24 protein-coding genes are annotated in these 25,740 nt (G+C 72.8%); 10 read left to right on the top strand and 14 right to left on the bottom strand.

Features of this window, described 5'->3' with window-relative positions; genetic code table 11:
* Positions 1-69 precede the first annotated feature (69 nt).
* Together ACGFZS_RS40085 and ACGFZS_RS40080 are read left to right on the top strand one after the other, a co-directional pair.
* On the top strand, positions 70-843 hold the full coding sequence (locus ACGFZS_RS40085) for an enoyl-CoA hydratase/isomerase family protein (protein ID WP_393799269.1): 774 nt from the start codon (positions 70-72) through the stop codon (positions 841-843).
* A 75-nt stretch (positions 844-918) separates the two neighbouring features.
* Positions 919-1,941, top strand: coding sequence for an LLM class flavin-dependent oxidoreductase (locus ACGFZS_RS40080; RefSeq protein ID WP_393799268.1), 1,023 nt, complete (start codon positions 919-921; stop codon positions 1,939-1,941).
* 72 nt (positions 1,942-2,013) lie between these two features.
* Here ACGFZS_RS40080 and ACGFZS_RS40075 read toward each other — a convergent pair whose 3' ends face one another.
* Complete coding sequence (locus ACGFZS_RS40075; RefSeq protein ID WP_393799267.1) at positions 2,014-3,291, bottom strand: amidohydrolase family protein; 1,278 nt, start codon at positions 3,289-3,291, stop codon at positions 2,014-2,016.
* Positions 3,292-3,535: 244 nt separating this feature from the next.
* On the opposite strand from ACGFZS_RS40075, the gene ACGFZS_RS40070 reads away from it, so the two are divergent.
* Positions 3,536-5,014 carry an aldehyde dehydrogenase family protein gene (locus ACGFZS_RS40070; protein WP_393799266.1) on the top strand — a complete coding sequence of 493 codons (1,479 nt, stop codon included), beginning with the start codon at positions 3,536-3,538 and terminating at the stop codon, positions 5,012-5,014.
* Positions 5,015-5,033: 19 nt separating this feature from the next.
* Here the strand turns inward: ACGFZS_RS40070 and ACGFZS_RS40065 are convergent, their stop codons facing one another.
* A complete protein-coding gene (locus ACGFZS_RS40065; protein WP_393799265.1) occupies positions 5,034-6,287 on the bottom strand; it encodes an ABC transporter substrate-binding protein in 1,254 nt (417 codons plus the stop codon).
* A gap of 196 nt (positions 6,288-6,483) precedes the next feature.
* Here ACGFZS_RS40065 and ACGFZS_RS40060 point away from each other — a divergent pair, with 196 nt between their 5' ends.
* Genes ACGFZS_RS40060 through ACGFZS_RS40050 form a run of 3 tightly spaced genes read left to right on the top strand, consistent with a single transcriptional unit; the run spans position 6,484 to position 9,994 of the window.
* Positions 6,484-8,418, top strand: a complete 1,935-nt coding sequence (locus tag ACGFZS_RS40060) for an ABC transporter permease (protein ID WP_393799264.1) — start codon at positions 6,484-6,486, stop codon at positions 8,416-8,418.
* Entirely contained in the window at positions 8,415-9,272 is an 858-nt protein-coding gene (locus ACGFZS_RS40055; RefSeq protein WP_393799263.1) for an ABC transporter ATP-binding protein, read from the top strand. The genes ACGFZS_RS40060 and ACGFZS_RS40055 overlap by 4 nt, the downstream gene beginning before the upstream one ends.
* On the top strand, positions 9,269-9,994 hold the full coding sequence (locus tag ACGFZS_RS40050; RefSeq protein ID WP_393799262.1) for an ABC transporter ATP-binding protein: 726 nt from the start codon (positions 9,269-9,271) through the stop codon (positions 9,992-9,994). Before ACGFZS_RS40055 ends, ACGFZS_RS40050 begins: the two co-directional genes overlap by 4 nt.
* A gap of 167 nt (positions 9,995-10,161) precedes the next feature.
* Here ACGFZS_RS40050 and ACGFZS_RS40045 read toward each other — a convergent pair whose 3' ends face one another.
* Positions 10,162-10,947 carry an enoyl-CoA hydratase-related protein gene (locus ACGFZS_RS40045; RefSeq protein WP_393799261.1) on the bottom strand — a complete coding sequence of 262 codons (786 nt, stop codon included), beginning with the start codon at positions 10,945-10,947 and terminating at the stop codon, positions 10,162-10,164.
* A gap of 6 nt (positions 10,948-10,953) precedes the next feature.
* The gene (locus ACGFZS_RS40040) at positions 10,954-12,126 is read right to left on the bottom strand and encodes a thiolase family protein (RefSeq protein WP_365696063.1); all 1,173 of its coding nucleotides are present in this window, start codon (positions 12,124-12,126) and stop codon (positions 10,954-10,956) included.
* 98 nt (positions 12,127-12,224) lie between these two features.
* Here ACGFZS_RS40040 and ACGFZS_RS40035 point away from each other — a divergent pair, with 98 nt between their 5' ends.
* From ACGFZS_RS40035 to ACGFZS_RS40025, 3 genes are read left to right on the top strand one after another with little or no spacing between them, the layout of a single operon-like run.
* Positions 12,225-13,349 (top strand): acyl-CoA dehydrogenase family protein, encoded by a 1,125-nt coding sequence (locus ACGFZS_RS40035; protein WP_393799260.1) that lies wholly within the window; start codon positions 12,225-12,227, stop codon positions 13,347-13,349.
* A gap of 23 nt (positions 13,350-13,372) precedes the next feature.
* Positions 13,373-14,137, top strand: coding sequence for an SDR family NAD(P)-dependent oxidoreductase (locus ACGFZS_RS40030; protein ID WP_393799259.1), 765 nt, complete (start codon positions 13,373-13,375; stop codon positions 14,135-14,137).
* 43 nt (positions 14,138-14,180) lie between these two features.
* Positions 14,181-14,939, top strand: a complete 759-nt coding sequence (locus ACGFZS_RS40025; RefSeq protein ID WP_393799258.1) for an SDR family NAD(P)-dependent oxidoreductase — start codon at positions 14,181-14,183, stop codon at positions 14,937-14,939.
* Between the two features lie 64 nt (positions 14,940-15,003).
* Here the strand turns inward: ACGFZS_RS40025 and ACGFZS_RS40020 are convergent, their stop codons facing one another.
* From ACGFZS_RS40020 to mftA, 9 genes are all read right to left on the bottom strand, one after another.
* Complete coding sequence (locus ACGFZS_RS40020; RefSeq protein ID WP_359221843.1) at positions 15,004-15,741, bottom strand: hypothetical protein; 738 nt, start codon at positions 15,739-15,741, stop codon at positions 15,004-15,006.
* A 29-nt stretch (positions 15,742-15,770) separates the two neighbouring features.
* On the bottom strand, positions 15,771-16,337 hold the full coding sequence (locus ACGFZS_RS40015; RefSeq protein ID WP_393799257.1) for a flavin reductase family protein: 567 nt from the start codon (positions 16,335-16,337) through the stop codon (positions 15,771-15,773).
* Positions 16,334-17,515 carry a hydroxylase gene (locus tag ACGFZS_RS40010; RefSeq protein ID WP_365696057.1) on the bottom strand — a complete coding sequence of 394 codons (1,182 nt, stop codon included), beginning with the start codon at positions 17,513-17,515 and terminating at the stop codon, positions 16,334-16,336. Before ACGFZS_RS40010 ends, ACGFZS_RS40015 begins: the two co-directional genes overlap by 4 nt.
* A 125-nt stretch (positions 17,516-17,640) precedes the next feature.
* The gene (gene mftF, locus ACGFZS_RS40005; protein WP_393799256.1) at positions 17,641-19,026 is read right to left on the bottom strand and encodes a mycofactocin biosynthesis glycosyltransferase MftF; all 1,386 of its coding nucleotides are present in this window, start codon (positions 19,024-19,026) and stop codon (positions 17,641-17,643) included.
* 349 nt (positions 19,027-19,375) lie between these two features.
* The gene (gene mftE / locus ACGFZS_RS40000; RefSeq protein ID WP_393799255.1) at positions 19,376-20,164 is read right to left on the bottom strand and encodes a mycofactocin biosynthesis peptidyl-dipeptidase MftE; all 789 of its coding nucleotides are present in this window, start codon (positions 20,162-20,164) and stop codon (positions 19,376-19,378) included.
* A gap of 17 nt (positions 20,165-20,181) precedes the next feature.
* A complete protein-coding gene (gene mftD / locus ACGFZS_RS39995; RefSeq protein ID WP_393799254.1) occupies positions 20,182-21,519 on the bottom strand; it encodes a pre-mycofactocin synthase MftD in 1,338 nt (445 codons plus the stop codon).
* Positions 21,512-22,723, bottom strand: coding sequence for a mycofactocin radical SAM maturase (gene mftC / locus ACGFZS_RS39990; RefSeq protein WP_393799253.1), 1,212 nt, complete (start codon positions 22,721-22,723; stop codon positions 21,512-21,514). The genes mftD and mftC overlap by 8 nt, the downstream gene beginning before the upstream one ends.
* On the bottom strand, positions 22,720-23,013 hold the full coding sequence (gene mftB / locus ACGFZS_RS39985) for a mycofactocin biosynthesis chaperone MftB (RefSeq protein ID WP_355728961.1): 294 nt from the start codon (positions 23,011-23,013) through the stop codon (positions 22,720-22,722). The genes mftC and mftB overlap by 4 nt, the downstream gene beginning before the upstream one ends.
* Before the next feature lie 10 nt (positions 23,014-23,023).
* Positions 23,024-23,161 (bottom strand): mycofactocin precursor MftA, encoded by a 138-nt coding sequence (gene mftA, locus ACGFZS_RS39980; RefSeq protein ID WP_393658411.1) that lies wholly within the window; start codon positions 23,159-23,161, stop codon positions 23,024-23,026.
* Positions 23,162-23,344: 183 nt separating this feature from the next.
* On the opposite strand from mftA, the gene mftG reads away from it, so the two are divergent.
* A complete protein-coding gene (gene mftG, locus ACGFZS_RS39975; protein ID WP_393799252.1) occupies positions 23,345-24,889 on the top strand; it encodes a mycofactocin system GMC family oxidoreductase MftG in 1,545 nt (514 codons plus the stop codon).
* A 57-nt stretch (positions 24,890-24,946) separates the two neighbouring features.
* Here the strand turns inward: mftG and mftR are convergent, their stop codons facing one another.
* Positions 24,947-25,573: a mycofactocin system transcriptional regulator gene (gene mftR / locus ACGFZS_RS39970; protein ID WP_393799251.1), complete on the bottom strand. Its 627-nt coding sequence runs from the start codon at positions 25,571-25,573 to the stop codon at positions 24,947-24,949.
* Positions 25,574-25,740 lie beyond the last annotated feature (167 nt).

Genomic DNA, 25,740 nt, shown 5'->3' with positions numbered 1-25,740 from the left:
CCCGCGGCGCCGAGTAACCAGAGAAAAGTATACTACTTTCCTGGATCGCGTCGAGAACGGAGCTGCCGGATGGAACTCAAGACCGTCCTGTTCGAGGTGACCGACCACGTCGCCACCGTCACCCTCAACCGGCCGGAGGCGATGAACGGCTTCAACCAGCGGATGCTGGAGGAGTTCGCCGCCCTCTGGGACACCGTCAAGCACGACGACGACGTGCGCGTCGTCGTGCTGCGCGGGGCCGGTGACCGGGCGTTCTGCACCGGGATGGACGTGAAGGAGGGCATCGACCGCCACCCCAACGTCTGGTCGCAGACGGATCCCGGCGAGTTCCTCTCGCCGAAGCTCAACCAGGTGTGGAAACCGCTGGTCTGCGCGGTGCACGGGATGGCCGCGGGCGGCGCCTTCTACTGGCTCAACGAAGCCGACATCCTGATCTGTTCGGAGGAGGCCACGTTCTTCGACCCGCACGTCAGCTACGGGCTGACGGCGGCCCTGGAACCCATCGGCCTGGCCCGGCGCATCCCCCTCGGGGAGGCGTTGCGGATCGCCCTGCTCGGCCTGGACGAGCGCGTGTCGGCCGCCCGGGCGCTGCAGATCGGCCTGGTCAGCGAGGTGTTGCCGCGCGAGGAACTGTGGGACAGGGCCGACGAGATCGCCCGGATCATCGCGGCGAAGCCGCCGGCCGCCGTCCAGGGCACCGTCCGCGCGATCTGGGAGTCCCTCGACTCGACCCGCACCCAGGCCCTGCGCACCGGGCTGTCGTACACACAGCTCGGGAACCCGATCGGCAAGGCCGAGGTCGACCGCGCCGCGGTACCCAGGGGGAAGTGGACACTGCGGTGAGGCTTCCCACCCACACCTAAATAAGTGTACTTTTTTACAGCTCTGCCATGTCGAGGTGATCAACGGGAGGCTGTCATGCGGTTCGGTATGCCCTGGCCCGGCCGGGACGTCGGACGGGAGGCCGAGCAGGCCGGCGTCGAGGCCTTCTGCGCCGGGGAGTTCGCCGACCACGACGCCTACCTCACGGTGGCCGACATCGTCGCGAACACCGAGCGCGCGCTGGCGGGCCCGGCCATCGCCTACGCCTTCGCCCGCACCCCCTACGCCCACGCCACCGCCCTGCGCCAGCTGCACGCCCAGGCGCCGGGCCGGCTGTTCCTCGGGCTGGGCAGCGCCGCGTTCCGGATCAACCGGGACTGGCTGGGCGTGCCCGCGGAACGGCCGGTGGCCCGGATCGCCGACACCGTCGGCGCCGTACGGGCCTGGCTGCACGCGGAGAACGGCGAACGGGTCCGGTACGCGGGCGAGTTCCACCACCTCGACGCCGACGTCCGGGCCCCCGTGCTCGGCCGGCTGGACATCCCGGTCCTGCTCGCCGCGTTCAACGCCCGCATGGCGGCCACCGCCGGCCGGGTGGCCGACGGTGTCGTCGGGCACGGGCTGTTCACCGGTTCCTGGTGGAACGAGGTGGTACGGCCCGCGGTGGCCCGGGGCGCGAGTGACGGCGACGGCGAGGGCGACCCGGCGGGTACGCGTCCGCTGGAACACGGCTGGATCATCACGGCGGTCGACGACCACGCGCCCGAACGCGCGATCGCCGACGCCCGGCGCATGATCGCCTTCTACCTGACGGTCCGGACATACGACCCCTTCGTCGCCCACCACGGCTGGGAGGAGCCCGTGGCCCGGCTGCGCGACGCCTTCCGGGCCGGTGACACCGACGCCATGGTCCGGGCCGTCACCGACGACATGCTGACCGGGATCGCCGTCTGCGGTACGACCGCCGACGCGAAGGACGCCCTGGCCCGTCGCGCCGGCTCGCTCCCCCGCGACATCGGCTACTTCGCCGCGCCCAGCTTCATGGTGAGCCGCGGCCGCCGCGCCGCGTACGCCCGGGCCGCCCTGGCGCTGATCGGGGCATTGCCGGACCCGGCCTGAGCGGGCCGGACCCGGCCGGGCGGTCGCGCCCCGCCGGGTCCGGCCCGCATCCGGGCCGTCCGGCCCGAGCCGTCAGGCGCCCTCGGGCACCGGTGCCAGCTTGCGGCTGCTGTCGAAGCCGACGACCTTCGCGAGGGTGCCGCCGAGGATCGCGGCGCGGTCCTCGTCGCCCACGCCCTCGAAGTTCTCGGCGATGCACTCCTCGCTGCTGCGGAAGGTGCCCTCGGCGTGCGGGTAGTCGTTGCCCCACATCACCGTCGACAGGCCCGTGATGTGGCGGGCCTTGACGGCCGTCGGGTCGTCCGCGAACTGGACGTGGATCTGGCGCCGGACGTACTCGGTGGGCTTGAGCGGGTAGGGCCACTTGTCGTTGACCGCGAACAGCCGTCCCATCGAGAGCTGCTCCTTCGGCCCGCGGCTGTCGTCCCAGAAGCCGAGCCACCAGTCGGGGTCCTGGCCGGTGCCGGTCTTCCACGCCTTGTCCATGTAGCCCATGAAGGAGACCAGCCAGCCGGCCGTGTACTCGATCAGGTTGAAGTGCAGGTCGGGGAAGCGCTCGCACACCCCGCCGCCGACGAGGCTGGCGATGATGCCCTGTGGGCCGGCCACGGCCGAGCCGACCGCGCTGCCCATGGTGCGGCCGGCCACCATGTCGTCGGTCAGGTTGCCCTTGCCCATGTTCATGGCCGTCATCAGGCCGCGGACGGTGAGCGCGGTCTCGGACACCTGCTCCTTGACCTTCACCCCGCCGGTCGCCACGTGGATGAAGACCGGCAGTCCGTGCGCCTGCGCGGCCGCCCAGACCGGGTCGTACTCCCGCGAGTAGTACGGCAGCGGCGGTATCTCCGGGAGGAGGAGCGCGCCGATCCCCAGTCGTGCCACCCGCTCGATCTCCGCGACCGCCTCGGGGACGTCCGTGAGCGGGATCGCGGCCGTCGGCCGCAGCCGGTCCTTGTACGACAGGTACCGCTCGACCAGGTAGTCGTTCCACACCCGGGCGTGGGCCATGGAGAGCTCGTGGTCGTCCGTGAACAGGACGAACAGCGAGAGGTTCGGGAACATCACCGACGCGTCGACGCCGTCGAAGTTCATGTCCCGGATGATGTGCTCCGGGTCGCCGTCCGGGGTCTCCCCGCCGGTCTGCCGGTACTTGGAGATGGTCCAGCCGTCGAACCCGATGGTGTGCAGCTTCTTGAACTCGGTGTGCCCGCCGTCGACGATCGGCTCGTCGAGGGTGAACTCCTCTTCCCACAGGGCGCGGTCGCGCAATTGCTTGGGCAGCCGGGTCTTGAAGAGATCGACCGGCTCGATGATGTGGGAGTCGCCGGAGACGACAAATTCCTTGAACACAGGCGGTACCTCTTTCGAACCTCGTCGTTCGTCGCAGAAATCCAACCCGCTGGTGCTGCCGAAGTTAGCTGTACCGATCGGTCCAGTCAATGATTCAGCATACGGAATGAGCAGGCGATTTCCTCTCAGAATCCTGACGCCTTGCTGACAGCGGGAACCGGGCAGCCCTCTTCCCGCAGTGGGCAAATTCAGTACACTCAACTGATCAGGTCTGGATACCACCGCAGACGACCAGGAGACCGACATGACGACGGCGTACGCGTTCTCCGCGCAGCTCTACATCGACGGGCGCCGCACCGACGGCCGGTCGGACACGCCGGTACCGGTCCGCAATCCCGCGACGGAGGAGACGATCGCGGAGGTCCCCGGCTCCGCGCCGGCCGACGTCGACGAGGCCGTCCGGGCGGCCCGGCGCGCCTTCGACGAGGGGCCGTGGCCACGGATGCGGCCCATGGAGCGGGCCGCCGTCCTGCTGCGGATGGCCGAGGAGATGGAGCGCCGGCTGCCCGAACTCGTCGCCGTCAACATGACGGAGGCGGGCTCGGTCCGCTCCCTGGCCGAGACCCTGCAGACCCGGGTCCCGGTGACGCATCTGCGGGACATGGCCGAGCGGGTGATCCCCACGTTCGCCTGGGAGCGCCCGATGGACCCGACGATCACGCCGGGCACCGGCATCTTCCAAGGAGTGCTGCGCCGCGAGGCGTTCGGGGTGTGCGCGCTGATCTCCGCCTACAACTTCCCGTTCTTCCTCAGCATGATGAAGGTGGTCCCGGCCCTCGCGGCCGGCTGCACCGCCGTACTGAAACCGGCGCCCGCCACGCCCCTGGAGTCGCTGCTGATCGGCGACTTCGCGGACGCGGCCGGGCTGCCGCCGGGCGTGCTGAACATCGTGACCGGTGACGTGGAGGCGGGCCGGGCGCTGACCACCCACCCCATGGTGGACCTGGTGAGCTTCACCGGCTCCGACACGGTCGGCCGCATGGTCTACGCCCAGGCCGCGGCCTCGCTGAAGAAGGTCGTCCTCGAACTCGGCGGCAAGTCGGCCAACATCGTCCGCGCCGACGGCGACCTCGACGGCGCGGTCCGCGCCGCGCTCACGGGCATCACCGCCCATGCAGGACAGGGCTGTTCGCTGCTGACCCGCACGCTGGTGCACGAGTCCGTCCACGACGAACTGGTCGCGCGGCTGACCGCGGCCCTCGCGCGGGTGAAGGTCGGTGACCCGGCCGACCCGGCGACCACCATGGGCCCGCTGATCAGCGAGGCGCAGCGGGGCAAGGTCGAGAAGCTGATCCGGCTGGGCGAGGAGGAGGGGGCCCGGCTCGTCTGCGGCGGCGGCCGGCCCGCCGGCCTGGACCGCGGCTACTTCGTCGAGCCGACCCTCTTCACCGACGTCGACAACTCCATGACCATCGCCCGCACGGAGTTCTTCGGCCCGGTCGGTGTCGTCATCCCCTTCGCCGACGACGAGGAGGCGGTGCGGATCGCCAACGACAGCCCGTACGGCCTTGCCGGCGCCGTGTGGAGCGCCGACACCGTGGCCGCGTACGAGATGGCGTCCCGTATCCGGACCGGCGCGGTCGCCCTGAACGCGAGCAGCCCCGGGGTGATCCCCCGGGCCGCGTTCGGCGGGTACAAGCAGAGCGGACTCGGCCGGGAGTGGGGCGAGTTCGGCCTGGACGAGTACCTGCAGACGAAGACGGTCAGCTGGGCGGCACGCTGAGCCGCGTGCCGCCCGGCCGCTACTTGACGCTGACCTTCACGCCGGATATCTGCTCGCCGCAGGCCGGTGCGGCCGCCGGGTCCGGCACGAACTTCGCGCCCTTGAGGACGGAGACGAAGGTGCAGTCGCCGGGGCCGCCGACCGAGTAGGTGCCCTTGTGCGCGAAGTCGGCGGGCTGCGGGAACAGTCCGCCGGCGGTCCAGCTGTTGTCGGTGCGCAGCGCGGCCATCAGCTGTTTGCGGCTCGCGGTGCAGCCGGCCTTCTCCAGCCCGTGCAGCAGCAGGTCCGCGCTGATCCAGCCGACCGCCTGGGAGAAGGAGGGGATGCCGGAGGCGGACTTGGCGTACCGCTTGAGCGCCGCCGACCAGGCGGCGGTCGCCTTCGTGTCCGTCTCCACCGGCGCGTAGGAGGTCATGAAGCCCACGCCCTGCGCCACCTTCAGGGTGGGCGGCGACTTCAGCAGGTCCGCTCCGTAGCCGGTGGCCAGCAGGATGGACTTCATCTTCACCCCGGCCCGGCGCAGGCCGGTGGCGAGCGCGAAGCCGGTCTCGGGGATCACCGGCGCGTAGAGCACGTCGGCGCCGGACTTCTTGATGCCGAGGACGATCGGGCCGACGTCGCTGCTGCCGAACGGGATGCGCTCGTTGACGTAGCCCCGGCCCAGTCCGGCGTGTTCGGCCGAGACCGCGGCCCCCTCGGCCGCCTTGGCGGAGCTCGGCGTGTTGTAGGCGACCACGGCGACCTTGGTGCCGCCGAGCTTCTTCCAGTACGTGCCGAGGGTGGTCGCGGCGCGGTCGTAGTCGGTGCCGGACATCGCCGGGAAGAGGTTGCCGTACTTCGGGTCGAACCACTGCTCGCCGCCGTCGAAGGCGCCGCCGAGGAACGGAGTGGAGGCGGCCTGGGTGCCGGCGTACTGTCCGGCGCCGTAGAAGTAGGTGCTCACCGGCAGCACCGCGTACACGTTCTCCTGCTGCACCAGTCGCTGGGCCGCGGTGAGCGCGCCCTGCGGGGTGGACTGGTCGTCGGCCATGACCACGTCGAAGCCGCGTGCGGCGCACTTGCCGCCGGCCGCCTTGTAGGCCGCGAACCGGGCCTTCACTCCGCTCTCCGTGTCCGCGTAGTGCGCGGCGGCCGCGCCGCTCAGCGAGGTCAGCACGCCGACCTTCACCGGCCCGCCGGCGCTGTCCGCGTCACCCGCGGCACCGCCGCCGCAGGCGGTGAGCAGCAGTAGCGCGGCACTGGTCCAGGTTGCGATGGCACCGACTCTTCTCATGTGCTCTCCTCCGTCCCCGGCCCGTCGAACGACGGTTCCGACAGGTGGTACGCGAGGCACAGTGGAGCATATTAAGTATCCTTTGTCACCGGCTCGTGCGGCGATATGCCCCCGTAGGGTTGACGCCAACTCCTTATGAGAGCACTTTAATCGGGTCCCGTTGCTCATCCGAGCACGCACTCCCAGGAGGCCGTCGTTGCTCTCCTACGTTGTCGCCGGCCTCGCCCTGGGGGCCGTCTACGCCATCGCCGCGGCCTCACTGGTCGTCACCCATGTCTCCTCGGGCGTCTTCAACTTCGCCTTCGGAGCCATGGCGTTCGCCGTGGCCCGCTTCTACTACTTCCTGTACGTCGAGCAGGGCTGGCCGCTGCCGCTCGCCGCCGCCGTCGCGATCGGCGCCTTCGGCCCCGCGCTGGGTGTGCTCCTGTACGTGGTGCTCTTCCGGCACCTGCGGCTGCGCTCCCCGCTGGTGAAGATCGTCGCCACGATCGGTCTGTCGGTCGCCCTGCCGCCGCTGGTCGACCTGGTGCTCGGGCGGCTGGTGAACGCCACCGCGCCGGGTCTCGCGCCCCAACCCGTCGCGGTGTACCGGCCGTTCGGCGCGGTCGTCGACATGAACCAGCTGATCACCTACGCGGGTCTCGCCGTGGTCCTGGTCATCGGGACCGTCCTGCTGCGCTTCACCGACCTCGGCCTGAAGGTCCGCGCCCTGGTCGACTCCGAGGCGCTCACCGCGATGTCGGGGGTCAGTCCGACGCGGGTGTCGGTCGGGGTGTGGGCGGTCAGTTCGCTGCTGGCGGGGCTGGCCGGCGTCCTCGTCGCGCCCACCGCCGGATTGTCGGTGGACGGGATGACGTTCCTGATGGCGGCCGCCTTCGCGGCCGTGGTGGCGGCCCGGCTGCGCAGTCTGCCGACGGCCGTCGCGGTCGCCCTGGCCATGGGCGTGGTCACCAGCGTGATCCAGCGCTGGCTCGATCCGCAGAGCGCGCTGTCGGCGCAGATCGTGCCGAGCGTCCCCTTCCTCTTCATGCTCGTCTTCCTGCTCGCCCACGCGGTGCGCGGCCGGGCGGGAGACGCACCCGCGGGCGGCGCGCTGGACCGCGCGGTCCGCGCCGAAGCCGCGGGCGCACCCGCGATCACGACCCCTTCGGGGTTCCTGGCCCCCCTGGCGACGCTCGCCGTCGTCGGATGCCTGCCGCTGGTCCTGAACGACTTCTGGACCGGGCTGACGGCCACCGGTGTCGCGCTGGCCACGGCGCTGCTGTCCGGCACGCTGGTCACCGGCGAGGGCGGCATGATCTGGCTCTGCCAGATCACCTTCGCGGGGCTCGGCGCCCTGTTCGCCGCCGACCTCACCACGAACTCCGGGTGGCCGCCCCTGGCGGCGGTGCTGGTGAGCGCGGTGGGCGTGGTCCCGGTCGGGGTGGTGCTCGGCCTCCTGACGATCCGGCTGGGCAACCTGTACGTCGCCCTGGTGACCCTGACCTTCGGGCTGCTCGCCCAGAACCTGGTCTTCCTGCGCGACCGCTTCTACAACTCCGGCCAGGGCATCTACATGCCCCGCCCGGCCTGGGCGCTGGACAACCGGAGCTTCGCGCTGCTCGCGCTGGCGGTGTTCGCCGTCCTCGGTCTGTTCGTCGTCAACCTGCGGCGCTCGACGGCGGGGCTCGCCGTGACGGCGGTCCGCTGGAGCGAGGCCGGCTCCCGCACGCTCGGGCTCGGCGTCGTACCGGTCAAGGTGCTCGTCTCCGCCGTGGCCACCTTCGTCGCGGCCGTCGGCGGAGGTCTCCTCGCACTCGCCTACCAGTCGGCGCTGCCCGACTCCTTCAACCCGTTCACCGGCCTGGTCTGGCTGGCCGTCCTGGTCACGGTGGGAGCGCGGCCGGTCGTCGGGGCGCTGGTCGCCGGAGTGGCCTTCGCCGTGCTGCCCAGTGTGTTCCAGACCTACCTGCCGACCCGCTGGGCCGAGATCCCGGTCATCCTGTTCGGCCTCGGCGCGGTCATGCTCGCCCGCAACCCCGAGGGGATCATCGCGATGCACGCCCGGCAGCTGCGCGAGCTGGGACGGTGGCGGCAGGGCCGGCGGGCCCGCGCCGGGGAGCCTTCGACGCCCGAGGGAGAACTCGTATGAGCACGGCGGCGGGTACGAGTCGTACCGGCGCGGCATCCGGTACGACACCACCGCGCGTCGAGGCCCGCGGGGTCACCGTCCGCTTCGGCGGGCTCGTCGCCCTCAGCGAGGTCGATCTGGCCGTGCCGCCCGCCTCGGTGGTCGGGCTTGTGGGGCCCAACGGCGCGGGCAAGAGCACGCTGTTCGCCGTGCTGTCCGGGCTGCTCGCGCCGAGCGAGGGCGCGGTCCTGATGGACGGCCGGGACGTCACCCGGGCCAGTGCGCAGGCGCGGGCCCGGCGCGGGCTGGCGCGTACCTTCCAGCATCCGGAGCTGTTCCCGGGGCTGACGGTCCGTGAGCACGTGGTGCTGGCGTACCGGCTGCGGCACACCCGGCACCGGATCTGGACCGACCTCGTCACCGGGGGCGGCTTCCGGCGGGCCCCGGCCGACGAGGACCGCAGGACCGACGCACTGCTCGCGGCGCTGGGGCTGACCGGGCAGGCGCACCGGCCGGTCGGCGGGCTGCCGCTGGGCACCGGCCGGCTGCTGGAGATCGCCCGGGCGCTCGCCGTCGACCCGGGTGTGCTGCTCCTCGACGAACCGTCGTCCGGGCTCGACGCGCGCGAGACCGACGAGCTGGCGGCGACGCTCACGCGTGTCGTCGCCGACCACGGGGTGTCGCTGCTGCTGGTCGAGCACGACGTCGAGCTGGTGCTGGGGATGAGCGACGTGGTCCACGTCCTCGACTTCGGCGTCGAGATCAGTGTGGGCTCCCCTGCCGAGGTGCGCCGGGATCCCGCGGTACGCGCGGCGTACCTGGGCGAGGCGGCAGATCAGGATGCCGGCCAGGACGAGGAGAGGACTTCCGCATGACCGTCACCGGTGCCCCGCTGCTCGCCGTCCGTGATCTGACCGTGCGTTACGGGGCCTCCCAGGCGCTGCGGGACGTGACGTTCGAGGTGCCGCCGAACAGCGCGCTCGCGGTGCTGGGGCCGAACGGGGCGGGGAAGAGCACGCTGGCCAGGGCGCTGTCGGGGCTCGTCCCGGCCGCCGCCGGTCGCTTCGCGCTGGGGGGCCGGGACCTCACCGGGCAGCCGCCGGACGCGATCCGCCGGGCGGGGCTCGTCCATCTGCCCGAGGGGCGCGGGGTGTTCCCTTCCCTGACCGTGCTGGAGAACCTCCGGATGGCCACCGCCGGCGACCGGCGCGGCCGGCCTGCGGCGCTGGAGCGGGCCTTCGAGATCTTTCCGGTGCTGCGGGAGCGGCGGCGGCAGGCCGCGGGGACGCTGTCCGGGGGCGAGCAGCAGATGCTGTCGCTGGCGCGGGCCCTGGCCGCCGACCCCCGGCTGGTGATCGCCGACGAGCTGTCGCTGGGGCTCGCGCCGAAGATGGTCGACGTGGTCTTCGAGAGCCTGCGGCGGGCCAGGGCCGCCGGTGTGGCGGTCGTGATGATCGAGCAGTTCGCGAGCCGGGCGCTCGATTTCGCCGACCGGTGCCTGGTGCTGCGGCGCGGGAGTGTGGCCTGGGCGGGGGACGCGGGGGTGGCCGGGCCGGAGCTGTTGCGCCGCTATCTGGGGGAGGCCGCGGTGGGGTGACTGCACTGTGGCTGTTCAGAGGCGCGGCTCTGTTGTGGGGCCGGGAATGGGTGGTGGGTCGTCTGCGGCCGGGTCGTGGCTGGTCGCGCGGTTCCCCGCGCCCCTGAGCTGTGCGCATGTGCGAGTCCGCTGCCGGGCCGCACATGCGCCGTCGGTCGGCTGCGGCGTCATCGTGGCTGGTCGCGCAGTTCCTCGCGCCCCTTCGGGGCACTGTCGAACCGGTGTGCCACTTCGGCCACGTCGTATCGGCGGCGCAGTTTCGCGCGTGATTCCAGGGTGAGGGCGTGGGCGAGGCTGGTGTCCTCGCCGTCGGCGAGCAGGGCGAGGGTGTCCGTGACGGCTGCGGGGTGGGCGGCGCGGATCAGGCCGGCGATCTCGTGGGCGAGGTCGAGGAGGCAGTCGTGCGGGACGACTTCGGTGACCAGGCCTGCCGCCAGGGCCCGTCGGGCGTCGATGGGCTCGCCCGTGAGCATCATCCGGCGGGCGAGCCGGGTGCCGACGGCGCGCGGCAGCAGTGCGCTCATTCCCCAGCCCGCCGCCAGCCCGATCGCGGCATGGGTGTCGGCGAACCGCGCCCGGTCGGAGGCGATGAGGAACGAGCACGACAGCGCCAGTTCCAACGCCCCGGTGTAGCAGGGGCCGTTGATCACGCCGAGCACCGGGGTACGGGCCGCCCGCACCACCTCGGCGGGGTCCGTGCGCGCCCCGCGCGGCGAGCCGGTGCCGTTACCCAGCGCCTCCTTGAGGTCGATACCCGCGGAGAACGCGGGATCGGTGCCGGTGAGGACGACCAGCCGCGTCTCCGCGTCGTCGTCGGCCGCCCTGACGGCCTCGATCAGCCCGCGCCGCATGGCGATGGTCATGGCGTTGCGTGCCCGCGGCCGGTCCAGCGTCAGCCACAGCACACCGTCCGTCCAGCGGCAGTCCAGCCCCTCGGCCCCGACCTGGATCACCGTCGGTCAGACCGTCAGGACCAGCGCCGCGCCCATACCGCCGCCCGCGCACATGGCGGCGACCGCGGTCCCGCCGCCCCGGCGGCGCAGTTCGTGCGCGAGCGTCACGACCATGCGCGTGCCGGTGGTGGCGATCGGGTGGCCGAGGCTGCAGCCGCTGCCGAACGGGTTGACCCGCTCGGGGTCGAGGCCCAGCTCGCGGGTGGTGGCCACGGCCACGGCCGCGAAGGCCTCGTTGACCTCGAACAGGTCGACGTCGCCGAGGCCGAGCCCGGCCCGGTCGAGGGCCTTGCGGATGGCCGCGACCGGCGCGAGCCCCGTCTCGACGGGGTCCACTCCCACGCTCGCCCAGGACCGTACGGTAGCGATCGGGGTGAGTCCGTGCTCCGCGGCCAGGTCGGAGGAGGCGACGACGACCGCCGCGGCGCCGTCGTTGACGCCGCTGGAGTTGCCGGCCGTGATGGAGAACCCCTCGATCTCGGGGTGCAGCACCTTCAGCGCGGCGAGCTTCTCGGCGCTGGTGTCGCGGCGCGGGTGCTCGTCGGTGTCGAAGACGGAGGCGGTGCCGTCCCGGCCGGTGACCGGCACGGGGACGATCTCGTCGGTGAACCGGCCCTCGTCGACGGCGCGTACGGCCCGCTCGTGCGAGCGCAGCGCCCAGGCGTCCATCTCCTCGCGGGTGAGCCCGGCCAGCCGGGCGGTGTTCCAGCCGACGAGGACCCCCATGTCGTCGTTGGGCGCCTCGGGCGTCGGCACATGGGTCGGCGCCATCCAGGGGTCCTGCCAGTCGTCGGTGCCCGGGATCCGCCGCCGGGCCACCGGGGCGGTCGACGAGGAGTGCGTCCCGCCCGCGATCACGGCCCGGTCCATCCCGGCCCGTACGCCGGCGGCCGCGGTGGCCACGCTGGCCAGTCCGGAGGCGCAGTGCCGGTTGTGGGCGAGGCCGGGGACATGGGTCAGGCCCGCCCGCAGGGCCGCGTGGCGGGCGATGTCGCCGCCGCCGGCCAGGGACTCGCCGAGGACGACGTCGTCGAACGCCTCGGGTGGCAGTCCACTGCGCCGGGCGGCCTCACGGACCACGACGGCGGCGAGCTCGAAGGCGTCGGTGTCCCGCAGGCTGCCCCGGCGGGCGGTTCCGATGGCGGTGCGGCACGCGGAGAGGAGAACGGCATCAACCATGGAATTCAGAGTACTCAAATCATTCGTTGATCAACAGGTCATGACTCATCTCGCCTGAGGATCTCGACCGTTGAATCAAAAGAGGATACCTTGCTCGGGTGAACTTCGAGCTCAGTGAAGAGCAGGAGATGCTCCGTACGGCCTCGCGCGACCTGCTGTCGGACCGGGCTCCGGTGACCCACGTGCGGGCCTGGGCGGACCGCGCGGAGGACGTCGATCCCGAGGTGTGGCGGCTGACGGCCGACCTCGGCTGGCCCGGTCTCGGACTGCCCGAGGAGTACGGCGGTGCCGGGCAAGGTCTGGTGGAACTCGCCCTGGTCGCCGAGGAGATGGGGCGGGCGCTCGGCCGGGGACCGGTCACGCCCACCGCGATCGCAGGGCGGGCACTCGCCGCCTGGGCACCGCCCGCGCTGCGGGCCGAGGTGCTGCCCGCGCTCGCCGCCGGCTCGGCCTGGGCCACCTGGGCCTTCGCCGAGCCGCACGCCCCGTGGTCGCTGGACGGCGTGCGGGCCACGGCCCGCTCGGACGGGGACACGGTCGTCCTGGACGGGGTGAAGACGGCGGTACAGGACGCGGGCGGCGCCCGCTGGCTGCTCGTCACCGCACTACGGGACGGCGTCCCGGAGTCCTTCCTCGTCGACCGTACGGCCTCCGGGGTGACGGTCCGGCGGCAGGAGGTCCTGGACCTGACCCGCGCGTTCTACGAGGTCCGGTTCGAGGGGGTGCGGGTGCCTCCGGACCGCCGGCTCGGCGCCGGCCCGGAGGAGATCCAGCGGCTGCTCGACGAGGCGTCGGTGCTGCGCTGCGCCGACGCGCTCGGGGTGATGGAGCGCATGCTGGAACTCACCGTCGAACACACCACGTCCCGGGTCCAGTTCGACCGCCCCATCGGCTCCTTCCAGGCCGTCAAGCACGCCTGCGCCGACATGGCGCTGCGGGTGCACGGCGCCCGCGCCGTCACCGCCTACGCGGCGATGGCCGCCGACGCGGGTACCGAGGACGCCGGCCGGGCCGCCTGCGCCGCCGCCTCGTACGTCGCGGCCGCGGCCGGCGAGGTCGCGGCCCGGGCCCTCCAGCTGCACGGCGGCATCGGCTTCACCTGGGAGCACGAGCTCCATCTCCACCTGCGCCGGGCCAGGGCCGACAGCGTGCTGTACGGCGACACCGCCGTCCACCGCGACCGGCTCTGCGACTTCCTGCGGGCGTCTCCCGCATCCGCGTGAGCGGACGATCCGAAAGGTTCCCCATGGAGATCAAGGGCAAGAAGGCGGTGGTGTTCGGCGGCGCCTCCGGCATGGGCCGGGCCACCGCCGAACTCCTCGCGGCCCGCGGCGCCGACGTCGCGGTGCTGGACCGTCCGGCGTCGGCGGGCGGGGAGGTCGCCGCCGCGCTCGGCGGCAGCTTCCACCCCGTCGACGTGACCGACTTCGCGGCGACGGAAGGGGCGCTGGAGGCGGCCGTACAGGCGCTGGGCGGGCTGCACGTGTCGGTCACGACGGCGGGTGGCGGCAGTGTGCGGCGCACTCTCGGCAAGGACGGTCCGCACGACCTGGAGACCTTCCGCCGGGTACTCGACCTGAACGCCGTCGCCACCTTCAACATCAGCCGGCTGGCCGCCGCGCACATGAGCCGCAACGAGCCCGAGGAAACCGACGGCGAACGCGGGGTCATCGTCAACACCTCGTCGATCGCCGCCTTCGAGGGGCAGATCGGGCAGGTCGCCTACTCCGCCGCCAAGGCCGCCATCGCCGGCATGAGCCTCACCATGGCCCGGGACCTCGGCTCCCTCGGCATCCGGGTCGTCGCCATCGCGCCGAGTCTGTTCGAGACCGGCGCCACCGAGAAGATCCCCGCCGAGACGCGGGCCGCCCTGGTGAAGGACGCCGCGTTCCCCCGGCGCCTGGGCCGGCCCGAGGAGTACGCGAAGCTCGCCCTGGCGGTCGTCGACAACCCGATGCTGAACGGCCAGTGCCTGCGCCTGGACGCGGGCCAGCGGTTCGGCCCGAAGTGATCGAAGTGATCGAAGTGACGGCAGCGATCGAAGTGAGGTTCTGATGCCGGACAGCACACCGCACCAGGGCAAGGTCGCCCTGATCACCGGCGGCGGCCGGGGCTTCGGGAAGGCGTTCGGGGAGGCGCTGTCGGCGCTCGGCGCGCATGTCGTGCTCGCCGACATCGACGGCGACGCGGCGGCCGGGGCGGCCGCGGAACTCACCGCGAAGGGCCGGGGCGCGACGGGGGTCGCCTGCGACGTGGCGGACGAGGACGGGGTCGGCGCCGTGGTGGACGGGATCGTGGCGCGCCACGGCGGACTCGACATCCTGGTCAACAACGCCGGTCTGCACGCCGCCTACAACAAGCCCTTCACCGAACTGGGCCTGGCCAAGGTACGGCGCGTGATCGACGTCAACATCATGGGCACCGTCATCTGCACCATGGCCGCCCACGAGGCCATGAAGGGCCGTGCCGGGGCCTCGGTCGTCAACATCTCCTCGTCGGCGGCGTACGCGAACCGCAGCGTCTACGGCGTCTCCAAGCTCGCCGTGCGCGGTCTGACGGTGTCGTTCGCGCGGGAGTTCGCCGCCGACGGCATCCGGGTCAACGCGATCGCGCCGGGCCTGATCTTCACCGACGCGGTACGGCAGCAGCTCTCCCCCGCCGAGGCGGAACGCGTCCTCGGGGAGCAGATCCTGCGGCAGGAGGGCCGGGAGGAGGACATCGTCGAGGCGCTGCTCTACCTGGTCTCCTCGAAGGCGTCCTTCGTGACCGGCGAGACCCTGCGGGTGACGGGCGGGTTCGCGCTCTCGGTCTGACGACACGTCTGTGGCCGTGCCCCCCACCGGGGTCACGGCCACAGGCATTCGCTCGGGCGTTCGCTCAGACGGTCGCCGGCTGGGCCTCCGGCAGACCGGCCAGTTCCTGCTCCTCCGACTTGATCGCCTTCAGCAGCACATAAGGAGTGGCGACCTTCCAGACGAAGTACGTCAGCGAGGGGATCGTGTTCGCCAGCACGCCGTTCCAGGCGAACGGACCGCTGTGGACGACGAAGACGAAGGCCCCCGGGATGAGGAGCACGCCCAGCACGATGCTCAGCCAGCCGTACCACTTGGGGAAGACCTGCTTCTCCCGGTGGTCGATGAACGCCGTGTAGCCGATCGACCAGACCTGGAGGACGAAGATGCACGCGTTGCCCACCAGCATCAGGTTGAAGGTGTCGGTCAACGCTGACAGCACGTCGGGCGAGTGGATCTCCGGCCGGTACGCGGCGGCGGAGAGGATGGCGAGGGGGAAGAAGAAGCCCAGCGGGGCGACGACCCCGGTGGTCAGCTGGATCATGGACAGCAGACCCCAGCCGCCCTCGACGCGCTTCATCTGAAGGCTCGTCACGACGACGTACGGGTACTCGAAGGGCACGGCCAGCACCATGATCACGGTGCACCACAGGATCCCCGTGCGGTGGTCGTGCAGGAAGGTGACGAGGTCCGCGGGGCTCATCTCCGGGTCGACCGGGGTGAGCAGGTGGCCCGCGCTGAAGGCCACGATGAAGCCCACCATCAGGACGACACCGCACCACGCCGAGATGCGCGAAAGTCTTATGTAGAGGTCATTTCTCACTGCGGCTCCCTATGTGTGCCGACCGGTGGCTACCGACCGATCTCGTCCCAGCCGACGAGCCTGTCCAGCAGCAGTGCCGCGCTGGAGAGGTAGTCGCCGTATCCGCCGCGGAAGAACAGCAGCGGGGTCTTCAACGACTCGACGCACAGGTCGTGGACCCGCCCCACGACCAGCAGGTGGTCGCCGATCTCGACGACCTGTTCCACCGCGCAGTCCACCCAGGCGACGACCCCGTCCAGGACGGGACTGCCCAGCGGCGAGGCCTCCCAGGCCGTGTCCGCGAACCGCTCCCGGGCCGGCCCGGTCGCCATCCGCCGGGAGAGCCGTTCCTGGTCGCCCGCGAGCGCGTTGGCGCAGAAGCGGCCCGCGGCCCTGATCGTCCGCAGGGTCGTCGAGGAGCGGTCGGCCAGGAAGGACACCAGGGGCGGGTCCAGGGACACGGAGGTGAAGGTGCCGACGATCATCCCGTGCGGCCGTTCCCCGGCGTCCGTGGTGGTGATCGCGACCACGCTGGTGGGGAAGTTGCCCAGCACGTCGCGGAACCGGCGGCCGTCGATCACATCCACCTCCTGCTGCCGGGTCGCCCGGTGGGTCATATGACGGCCCGCATCGACTCGGGCAGATCGAGCCCCATCTGGGACAGCGGGTACGCGTGGTACGCGGTGCCCGGCACGTGGATCATGTGCGAGAGCCCGACGTGCGCGTCCCGCCAGTACCGCTGGATCGGGTTGCCCTTGCGGATGGCGTTGCCGCCGGACCGCGCGAAGATCTCGTCCAGGGCGGAGACGGCCCGCCAGGCGCAGCGGACCTGGTTGCGGCGTACGGTCGCCCGGTCCTCGATGGTGACCGGCTTGCCGGCCTCTATCTGGTCGTACATCCGGCTGATGCCGTCGATGAGCTGCACCCGGGAGGCGGCGATCTCGGCGGCGGCCTCGCCCGCGGCGTAGAGCACGTACGGGTCGTCGCGGACCTGGATGCCGGTCACGGCGACCCGGTCCTTCTGCTGGGAGAGGTGGTGGGCGAGCGCGCCCTCGCAGATGCCGATGACGGCCGCGGTGATCCCGAGCGGGAACATCGAGGCGAAGGGCAGCTTGTACAGGCTGTCGGTGAGTCCGAGTTCCTCGGCCGCCGCACCGGCCTGGACCTGTTCCTGCCTGATGGTGCGGTACTCGGGCACGAACGCCTTGTCGACGACGACGTCCTTGCTGCCGGTGCCGGAGAGGCCGACGACGTCCCAGGTGCCGTCGATGATCTCGTAGTCCGACCGCGGCAGCACCACGTGCATCACCTGGATCGGCCCCGCGGGCCTGCCCTTGCCGTCGCCGACGAGCGCCCCGAGGAAGTCCCAGCTGCAGTGGTCGCTGCCCGAGGAGAAGGGCCAGCGTCCGCTGAGGACGAAGCCGCCGTCCACCGGGTCGGCGATGCCGTTGGGCATGTACGGGGAGGCGATCCAGGTGTCCGGGTCGTCGTCCCACACCTCGTGGGCGAGGCGCGGGTCCATCTGGGCCAGCTCCCACGGGTGCACCCCGACGACACCGCACACCCAGCCGGCGGCCCCGTCGTGCCGCGCGACCGCCATCACCGCTTCCGCGAAGTCCCGGGGATGAGCACTGAAACCGCCGAACTCCTTGGGCTGCAGCAGCCGTATGACCCCGGCGGAACGCAGCAGTTCGACGGTACGGTCGCTCAACTTGCCGAGTGACTCGTTCTCGTCGGCGAGTGCGGCCAGTTCCGGACCCGACTCCTCGATACGGCCGACCACTTCATGCGTCACTCCGCCCACCTCCTGGTGACTGGTCCATCGCCCGCGCGGCGTGGTGCCGGCGGCGGGATGTCTCAGTGTCGGGGCAGGGGACGGGCGGCGGCCGGGCGCTTTCCGCTGACCGGGACTGGAACGTCTCAGCGGGTGACGCGGGGGCGCAGCGCGGCGCCGGAGCGGGCCCGGAGGGCGGCGAACCACACGCCCGCCCCGTAGGCGAGGTCGTCCAGGCGGCGGGCGACGCCGTAGCGCAGCGGGTCGAGTGTGGCTTGATCTCGACGGTATTCGAGTGCGATGTCGGCCAGGGCGGCGACCGCGGTGGCACGGCGGAGGCGGCCGGAGAGCACACAGCCCACGGCCGTCAGCGGCCACCAGTGGCGGGTCAGCAGCGCGGAGGTCTGCGACAGGGTGGCGAGGGTTCCGTTGCCGGTCAGCCGCACGGCGAGCCGGTAGGGGTGCTCGGTGCCGTCGAGTTTCCGGGCGATGCGTACGGTCACGACGCCGAGGACGGCCACGGCGGCCGGCGCCGACCAGCGCCGTCCTGCGAGCAGCGCGGCGGCCAGTGCCGTGCTCCACGGCGCGAACACGACGGGTGCGACGGACTCGGGGTGCCGTTCGGCGAGGGGCTGCGCCCCGGTGCCGTAGAAGGCCTTGCGGCGCAGCCAGTCCCCCAGGCGCACCCGGTGTTCGTGGGCGGCCCGGACGGCGGGTTCGTACCGCACCCGGCGGCCCGCCGCCACCAGCCGCCAGCACAGGTCGACGTCCTCCCCGACCCGCATGCTCGCGTCGAAGCCGTCCCCCAGCGCGTCGGTCCTCGCCACCACGCAGGCGGAGGAGGCCCAGGAGACCGGCGTGCCGGGCCGTACCGGGGCGGGGTGCGCGCCGAGGTCGAGCGACGACCGCGAGTTCTCGTACCGTTCGATCCAGGTCGTGGCCGGAGCGGACAGTCCGGTGATCCGTGGGACGGCCATCGCGACCCGGGGGTCGGCGAAGTGCCGGAGCAGGGTGGGGACCGTGTCGAGGTCCAGGACGATGTCGGAGTCGGCGAAGACCACGTACGGCGTGCCGACCAGGCGCAGTCCGGCGTTGCGTGCCCCGGCGGGCCCGACGTTGTCGGCGAGCGCGACCAGCCGGGCGCCGTGCTGTGCCGCCACGGCGGCCACGGCGGCCGGCTGCCGGGACGCGTCGTCGACCACGATCACCGGGCGGCCGGGACCGATGCTCCGCAGCAGACGGTCGAGTTGGCGCGGGCGGTCGCGGACCGGCACGACGACCGTGTACCGGGGGTCCGCCGGCGCCGGCAGCGAGCCGGCGACGGGATGCGCCATACCCGTCTCCAGCAATCGGTCCGCGAGCAGCGCCCCCGCCGCGTCCCGCACGACCAGCACCCGCCCGGTGAACAGCCGCCGCGCCCGCGGCGTCAGCTTGAGCAGCCGCGTCGGAAACCCCCCGAGCAACGCCCGGCCACCGTCCACCACCCGCGTGTGCCGGTCGAACGCCACGACGAAGCCGAGGGGAAGCGTCATGAGCGGGAGCCCTTCGCGAGGACGGCCGCGCGGGCCGTCGGACGAACGCCCGGACAGGCGCTCGGACGCCCGGCCGAGCTGGCTCCGAGACGGACCGGACGGGCGTCGGAGCCCGGAGCCGGCGTCCAGCGGCGCGGGCCCATGGCGAGGACAGCCGAGAGGGACGCCGGACACGCGGCCGAGCAGACTCCGGGTCGGACCAAACGGGCGCCAAGGCCCGGAACCAGCGCCCACCGGCGCGGGCCCTCGGCGAGGACAGCCGAGAGGGACGCCGGACACGCGGCCCGACACGCGTTCGGACAGGTGCTCGGGCCGGCGTCCGGACGGGCGTCGGGGCCGGGGGGAAGCGTCACTGGGGTGCGCCTTTCGCGGTGGGGGGAGGCGTCGGCGGTGTGGAGGGGGCCGCGGTCCGGGCGGGGTCGGTGAGGCGGCCGTGGGCGTTCGGGGCCCACGCGGTGACGCGGCGGACGGTGGTGGCGACCATCGCGGCCGTCGCCCGGCGCCCCTCCGCTGCCGAGGCACCGGCCGGATCGCCGAGTACGCCCGAGGGTGACACCGCGCGGACGCCACGGGCCGTCAGTTCCGGCAGGAGCGCGGCCAGTGGGCGGGTGTCGCCGGCGACTGCGGCGTCGAGGCGGACGCGTCCGGGTGCCAGGTGCAGCAGCAGTGAGGTCTCCGTACGGCCGGCGTGGGCGTCGCCGCCCGGGACCTCGCAGGCGGTCCAGGCGGCGTCGTGGCCCTCGGCGCGCAGCTGGGTGAGGGCCCGGTCGAGGGTGACGGTGTTGCCGCCGTGGCCGTTGACGAACACGATCCGGCCCGCCCAAAGGGACAGCGACCGCGCCAGTTCCACGAGGACCGCGTGCAGCGCCTCGTGCCCGATCGAGACGGTCCCGGGGAAGCCGGCGTGCTCACCGCTGGCGCCGAAGGCCACGGCCGGGGCCACCAGCGGCGGACCGTGCGGGTCTTGCGGGCCGCCGTCGAGGGCGGCGGCCGTCCGCCGGGCGACGGCGCGGGCGACGACGGTGTCGGTGTCGAGCGGCAGATGCGGGCCGTGCTGCTCGGTGGACCCGACCGGGACCAGGACGAGTGCGCCTGCGGGCACGGCCGGCCACACGCAGTCCGCCAGGACGGGCGGCACGCTGTCCCCGGACACGGTCAGGCGGCCGTGGACTCGGCGTCGGCCTCCGCGAGCGCCGGCTCGGCGCCGGACCCGGCCGCCCTGCCTGACCCGGTCGACCCGGCGGACCCGGCGGACCCGGCAGACCCGGCAGACCCGGCAGACCCGGCAGACCCGGCGGACCCGGTCGACGGTACTGCTCCGCCGCCCAGTGTCAGGCGGAAGCCGGGCGGTATCACCAGGTCGTCGGGGCTCAGTTCGTGCACGGAGGAGTGGCCGAGGCCGAGGACGGCGGAGTCGAGGCCGCCGCGCAGGATGTCCAGCACGTTCTCGACGCCGGCCTGTCCGTTCGCGGCGAGGCCCCACAGGTAGGCGCGGCCGATCAGGACGGCGCGGGCGCCGAGGGCGAGGGCCTTCGCCACGTCGCCGCCGCGCCGGATCCCGCCGTCGAGCAGCACCTCGACCTGGTCGCCGACGGCTTCCGCGACGGCGGGCAGCAGCCGGATGGTGGCCGGGGTGGTGTCGAGGTTGTTGCCGCCGTGGTTGGAGACGGACAGCGCGGAGACGCCGGCGTCGACGGCGCGCTTGGCGTCGTCCACCCGGCAGACGCCCTTGAGGAGGAAGGGGCCGCCCCACTCCTCGCGCAGCCACGCCAGGTCCTCCCAGGTGGGCGGTGGGGTCCCCATCCATTCGCCGTAGGCGCCGAAGAAGGTCGGGGCAGCTCCGCCGGGGGCGGTCAGGTTGGGGACGGTGAGGTCGGGGACGCGGCCCGACCTCGCGTACCGCCACAGCCAGCCGGGCCGGGGCAGGACGTCCGGGGCGAACCGGAGCATGGTCCTGAGGTCGAGCTTGTCCGGGATGGCGGGGCTGCCCCAGTCGCGGCCGTGGGAGAAGGACCAGTCGAGGGTGACGATGAGCGCCTTGGCGCCGGCGGCCCTGGCCCGGTCCATGCGCTGCACCATGGTGTCGCGGGTGCCGCTCCAGTACAGCTGGAAGAAGAAGTCGGGCTGCGCGTCGGCCACTTCCTCCACGGGCTTGCTGGCGAACGAGCTGAGCCCCATGATCACGCCCCGGTTCGCGGCGGCCCGGGCCACGGCCACCTCCCCGTCCGGGTCGACCGCCTGCACCCCGGTCGGCGAGATGAGCACGGGCAGCTCGGTCGGCACACCGAGGACCGTCGTGGACAGGTCGCGCTCCGCGTGATGGCCCACGACCCGTGGCGCGAAGCCCAGTTCGGCGAAGGCCTCCGTGTTGGCGTCGATGGTACGGCCGCGCTCCGAGCCGGCGACGAGCGCGCCGTAGACCGAACCGGGCAGCCGCCGCTTCGCCCGGCGCCGGGCCTCGGCGACCGTCTCGAACCAGGGGTTCCTAGGCATGTGTCCCGCCCTTTCCGGTGGGTGTCGGGTCCAGCCCGGCCAGGGGGCTCTCGGCGCAGGCGCTGACCGGAGGGCGGCGCGTGAGCACCAGGTCCACGGGGCGCCGTGAGTGGTCGCCGGACGGTTTGGGAAGCAGGGCCGTGTCACGGTGGGCGAGCCGTTCCGCGCCGTAGCCCTGCACGCACTCGGGGTCGGGGCCGTCCAGGGGCAGTCCGGTGAAGAACTTCGCGGCCATGCAGCCGCCCTTGCAGGTGTCGTAGAACGCGCAGGAGGCGCAGGCGCCGCCGTGCTGCGGGGTCCGCAGCCGCCGGAAGAGCTCCGAGTCGCGCCACACCCCGGCGAAGCCGCCGACCTCGCGGACGTTGCCGGCCAGGAACTCGTCGTGGATGGCGAACGGGCAGGCGTAGACGTCACCGACCGGGTCGATCAGGCAGACGACACGTCCGGCACCGCACAGGTTGAGGCCGGGGAGGGACTCGCCGTAGGCGGAGAGGTGGAAGAAGGAGTCGCCGGTCAGCACGTTCTCACCGTGCGCGACCAGCCAGTCGTACAGCTCGCGTTGCTGTGCGGCGGTCGGGTGGAGTTCGTCCCAGACGTCGGCGCCGCGTCCGGAGGGGCGCAGCCGGGTCAGGCGCAGCTGGGCGCCGTAGCGGTCGGCGAGTGCCTTGAAGGCGTCCAGCTGCGGGATGTTGTGCCGGGTGCAGACGACGGAGATCTTGAAGTTCTTCATGCCGGCGGCGGCGAGGTTCTCCAGGGCCCTGACGGCCGTGGCGTACGAACCGGGGCCGCGCACCGCGTCGTTGACCTCGGCGGTGGCACCGTCGAGGGAGATCTGGACGTCCACGTAGTCGTTGGCGGCGAGGCGCTCCGCGGCTTCCGGGGTGATCCTGACACCGTTGGTGGAGAACTTCACGCCGACGTGGTGGGCGGTGGCGTAGTCCAGGAGTTCCCAGAAGTCGGCGCGGACCGTGGGTTCGCCGCCGCCGATGTTGACGTAGAAGACCTGCATGGCCTCCAGTTCGTCGATGACGGCCCTGGCCTCGGCGGTGCTCAGCTCGCGCGGGTCGCGGCGGCCGGAGCTGGACAGGCAGTGGGCGCAGGACAGGTTGCAGGCGTAGGTGAGTTCCCAGGTCAGGCAGATCGGTGCGTCGAGCCCGAGCTCGAACAGGTCGACCAGCCGGGACGGGGCGGGCGTGGTGGTCATGAGGTCCTCCCGACGAGCATCGAGGACTGCGCGAGTACGGCCAGGGCCCGGCCGTAGCGGGGCAGTTCGGCCTCGGTGAGTCCCGCGGCCAGGCAGGCGGCGCGGGCCGTAGGCGCGTCCGCGAGGGCCTGGACGACGGCCAGCAGCCGCCGGTCCTTGAGGAACGACAGCTTGCGGGTGCCGAAGTGGTACAGCAGCGCACCGAAGGGTTCGGGCCGCACCGAGACCTGCGGATGCAGGTCCCAGGCGCGGTCCAGGTCCATGGCGCGGTCGAGGTCCATGGCGGTCATCCGGCGGCGCCTAGTAGACGCCGCACATGCCGTCGATGGAGACCTCCTCGATCAGCTCGTCCGCCTCGATCAACGAGCCTTCGGCGGGGGTCCTCCCGTCCTGGATCTCGCTCTCCGGGACGGGCGGGGTGGCTGGTGATTCGTTCATGCGACTCTCCCTGGGCATCGCTCCCATCGGACATCCGGAGAATAATGACACCGGGTGCCGAAAGTGAAGACGCCGGAGGCACGGAGCTTCGAAGAGGACGCATTCGCAGAGGACACGGATGAAGACGACGGCAACGCAACGGCACTTGACGCCCTGCCACTCTCCGGCGCACGGCGGGCACCGGTGACGCGCCCGGACGTCATCGTGGTCGGGGCCGGCGGCAGCGGGGCCGTGCTCGCGGCGCGGCTGAGCGAGGATCCGGGCCGCAGGGTGCTGGTGCTGGAGGCCGGCCCGGTGCCGTCCGGCGCGTCGGCGTTCGCGCCGGAGTTGCTGGACGCGCGGCTGGTGCCCGGCGCGCAGCCCGGTCACCCCGCCGTCCAGCCGTACCCGGTCCGGCTCGCCCCGGAGCGTCCGTACACGGTCGTCCGGGGACGGGTCCTGGGCGGCTCGACGACCGTCAACGGCGGATACTTCGTCCGGGCCCGGCGGGCGGACTTCGACCGCTGGTCGGCCGCGGCCGGACCGGTCTGGTCCTACGACCGGATGCTGCCGTTCCTGCGTGCGCTGGAGACCGACCTCGACCTGGGCGGCAGCGAACTGCACGGCGACCGGGGGCCGGTGCGGGTCCGCCGCACCGGCCTCGGCCATCCCGCCGCCGTCGCGTTCCGGGCGGCCGCCCGGCGGCTGGGCTTCCCGGCGGAGCCGGACAAGAACGCCCAGGGCGCGCCGGGTTTCGGCCCGGTGCCGTGCAACGTCGTGGACGGGGTGCGCCTCAACACGGGCCTCGGTTACCTGCTGGGCGCGGCCGGCCGGCCCAACCTCCGGGTGGCGGGGGGCAGTACGGTCCTGAGGGTGGTCGTCGAGCACGGCCGGGCGACCGGTGTGGTGGTCGAGCGCGACGGGCACCGCGACACGGTGTACGGCGGCGAAGTGGTGCTCTGTGCCGGGGCGTTGCGCTCCCCGCACCTGCTGCACCTGTCGGGCGTCGGGCCGCGCCGCTCCCTGGAGGCGCTCGGCATCCCCGTGGTCAGGGACGCGCCGGCCGTCGGAGCGCGGTTCGGCGACCATCCGCAGGTGGTGCTGGAGTGGGCACCGCGGCGTCCGCTGCCGGAGCCGGCCGGTTCCTGGCTGGGCGGCGCGCTGCACCTGTCCTCGTCGGACGGGGCCCATCCGGGCGACCTGGAGATCCTGCAGTCCCTGGTCCCGCCGGCCGGCCTGACCGGCGGCAGGGTGTCGGTGCCCGGCGCTCCGCTGGCGTTCCTCGTCTCCGTCCAGACCCCGCGGCCGACGGGCCGGATGCGCACCAGGTCCGCCGATCCCGCGACACCCCCGGACCTCGACTACGGCTATCTGTCGACCGCGGCGGACCGGCGGCGGATGCGCGAAGCGGTCCGGGTCGCCGCCGAGCTGGCCGGCACGGACGACTTCGCGGCGGTCTCCGCGGGGCTCGTGGCGCCGGTGGCCGAGGTGCTGGGCGACGACCGGCTGCTCGACGAGTGGATCCTCGGGCACCTGGGCACGTCGCACCACACCTGCGGCACGGTTCCGATGGGTCCCGCCGGGGATCCCCGGGCCGCCGTCGACGCCCACGGCCGGGTGCACGGTGTCGCCGGGCTGCGCGTCGCGGACACGTCCGTCCTGCCGACGCCGCCGCTCAGGGGCCCGGCGGCCACCGCGGTCCTCATCGGGGAGGTCGTCGCCCACGCCATGCGGCGCGGCCCGGCCTGAGGACCGGCGCCCCGCGGCGGGTGCGGCTAGCCATGCAGGCCCCCGCGGCGGGTGCGGCTAGCCGGCCAGGTCCCGGTACCCGTCCGCGAGTTGCCCTACCGCCAGGGCCAGCAGGTCCCCCAGGTCGGCGCTCTCGTCCGCCAGCCACTGCTCGTACGCCGTGACGCACGCGGCCAGGGTGGTGCCGCCGACCAGCCGGGGCAGCAGGTCGGACGCGGGGCGGCCCAGCCGCCGGGCGGCGAACTCCGTGACGAGGTCCCGCCACGACGCGTACCGCACGGCCGAGTCCGCCTGGAGCGTCGGCACGCGCAGGATGAGGGCCATGCGCTGCCGGTGCCAGGGCACCTGGGCCGGGTCGAACCGGTTGAACTCGACGACCGCCGCGCGCAGCGCGTCCATCATCGGGGTGTCCGGGTCGGCCGCCGTCAGCAGCGCGTCGAGCCGGGTCAGCTGTTCCTCGAAGTCGCCCCACACGAGGTCGTTCTTGGAGGCGAAGTAGCGGAAGAAGGTGCGCCGGCCGATGCCCGCCGCAGCGGCGATGTCGTCGACCGTGGTGTCGTCGAAGCCGCGTTCGGCGAACAGCTCGAAGCCGAGCCGTTCGAGCGCGGCCCGCGAGGTCGCGCGCGGCCGGCCCGACCGGGCGGTTCCCGCGAAGACCGCCGTGTCGCCCCGTGGCGGCTCCATCCGCGATCCCTTCCCTCGGCACGCTCCCTGTCGGCCGACATCCTCGCACCAGCCGGGCGGACGACAGGAGGGGCGTGCGGGTACCGCCGCGACAGCACCGGAAAAAGAGTGTGCGGTTAATGGCCATCAACACTGCGGAGACATCGCCCACAGAGACAATCACCCTA

It is taken from the genome of Streptomyces sp. NPDC048288 (assembly GCF_043201555.1).
Classification (GTDB): domain Bacteria; phylum Actinomycetota; class Actinomycetes; order Streptomycetales; family Streptomycetaceae; genus Streptomyces.
Note: the sequence above shows the minus strand (reverse complement) of the source record. Positions and strands in the feature narration are given on the sequence as shown.

Coding starts and splice junctions, on each gene's coding strand:
- ACGFZS_RS40085 (WP_393799269.1), top strand. CDS start 70: ATGGAACTCAAGACCGTCCTGTTCGAGGTGACCGACCACGTCGCCACC.
- ACGFZS_RS40080 (WP_393799268.1), top strand. CDS start 919: ATGCGGTTCGGTATGCCCTGGCCCGGCCGGGACGTCGGACGGGAGGCC.
- ACGFZS_RS40070 (WP_393799266.1), top strand. CDS start 3,536: ATGACGACGGCGTACGCGTTCTCCGCGCAGCTCTACATCGACGGGCGC.
- ACGFZS_RS40065 (WP_393799265.1), bottom strand. CDS start 6,287: ATGAGAAGAGTCGGTGCCATCGCAACCTGGACCAGTGCCGCGCTACTG.
- ACGFZS_RS40055 (WP_393799263.1), top strand. CDS start 8,415: ATGAGCACGGCGGCGGGTACGAGTCGTACCGGCGCGGCATCCGGTACG.
- ACGFZS_RS40050 (WP_393799262.1), top strand. CDS start 9,269: ATGACCGTCACCGGTGCCCCGCTGCTCGCCGTCCGTGATCTGACCGTG.
- ACGFZS_RS40040 (WP_365696063.1), bottom strand. CDS start 12,126: ATGGTTGATGCCGTTCTCCTCTCCGCGTGCCGCACCGCCATCGGAACC.
- ACGFZS_RS40030 (WP_393799259.1), top strand. CDS start 13,373: ATGGAGATCAAGGGCAAGAAGGCGGTGGTGTTCGGCGGCGCCTCCGGC.
- ACGFZS_RS40025 (WP_393799258.1), top strand. CDS start 14,181: ATGCCGGACAGCACACCGCACCAGGGCAAGGTCGCCCTGATCACCGGC.
- ACGFZS_RS40015 (WP_393799257.1), bottom strand. CDS start 16,337: ATGACCCACCGGGCGACCCGGCAGCAGGAGGTGGATGTGATCGACGGC.
- mftF (WP_393799256.1), bottom strand. CDS start 19,026: ATGACGCTTCCCCTCGGCTTCGTCGTGGCGTTCGACCGGCACACGCGG.
- mftD (WP_393799254.1), bottom strand. CDS start 21,519: ATGCCTAGGAACCCCTGGTTCGAGACGGTCGCCGAGGCCCGGCGCCGG.
- mftC (WP_393799253.1), bottom strand. CDS start 22,723: ATGACCACCACGCCCGCCCCGTCCCGGCTGGTCGACCTGTTCGAGCTC.
- mftB (WP_355728961.1), bottom strand. CDS start 23,013: ATGACCGCCATGGACCTCGACCGCGCCATGGACCTGGACCGCGCCTGG.
- mftA (WP_393658411.1), bottom strand. CDS start 23,161: ATGAACGAATCACCAGCCACCCCGCCCGTCCCGGAGAGCGAGATCCAG.
- mftR (WP_393799251.1), bottom strand. CDS start 25,573: ATGGAGCCGCCACGGGGCGACACGGCGGTCTTCGCGGGAACCGCCCGG.